The sequence below is a fragment of the Protofrankia sp. Cj3 genome (assembly GCF_917627355.1).
GTDB lineage: Bacteria > Actinomycetota > Actinomycetes > Frankiales > Frankiaceae > Protofrankia.
Map to the genome: position 1 here is coordinate 5,744 of NZ_CAKJTR010000239.1, position 881 is coordinate 6,624.

1 protein-coding gene is annotated in these 881 nt (G+C 64.1%); it reads right to left on the bottom strand.

The genetic code is table 11. The features are described 5' to 3' along the window. A partial coding sequence (locus MJ783_RS21255) for an NUDIX domain-containing protein (RefSeq protein WP_370651760.1) occupies nucleotides 1-212 on the bottom strand: 212 nt, incomplete at its 3' end. Nucleotides 213-881 lie beyond the last annotated feature (669 nt).

The window sequence follows — 881 nt, forward strand, 5'->3', positions numbered from 1 at the left end:
CAGCCGAGGCGGGCGCACTTGTGCGGTTCGGCGTTGACCGGCTCGCCCTCCCACGACTGCGCGTGGAAGAACAGCCCGAGCCGGCCCTCGCCGTGCTCGTTGCGGAAGTGCACGGTCGAGGCGAGCGACAGCGCCCGACGGTCCAGGTGAAGGCCGATCTCCTCGCGAGCCTCGCGGCAGATCGCGCTCGCGGCGTCCTCGTCATCTTCCAGCTTCCCTGAGGTTCAGTCGGCAAGGAGGTTGTCGTCTACCAGGTCGCGTGCTTCTCAATCAACGGGCGGAGCGCGGAGGGCGACGGACCTTGCCCTGGGCGAGTGCATCCAGCCGCGTCCCGAGCGACATGTCTCCCACCCAGCGGTCTGTTGATCGCTAAGCGGCGTTCCTGCTGCCGGGCTTCGGCCACGACCGCTCCCGGCCGCCGTCTCGTTGCTGTAGGGAAGAGACTTGCCAGGGCGTCAACCAGTCGTCGTTGACGTCATGCTCCTGCTCGCCACGACGAGGCGGTCCCGCTCGCTCTGCGGGCAGGCAGAAGACGCCGGCATCTGGGCCGCTGGCTTGCAAGGCGTCCCATCAGCGGCGATGTACCGTGACCAGGCAAGCCACGAGTATCCGCTGGTACGGATGGACCTAGACATGATCACCATCAGGGTGGAAACTGCCACACCATGGGCTCCACCTCGCACGGCGCCGCTCCGAGCGCAGTGGGTTACCAGCACCAAACCTGGTGGGCGCTGTCCGAACTGCTACAGCCCGGAGCCAGCCGTCCCGACGCAGCGATCACACTTACAGTGAAGTTGTTCGGAAACCATATTCCATAAAATTGTGTTGATTTTCTTCTCGAATTCGGCAAGCTCTTTCTTCGGTTTCTTCTTGACGGGCAT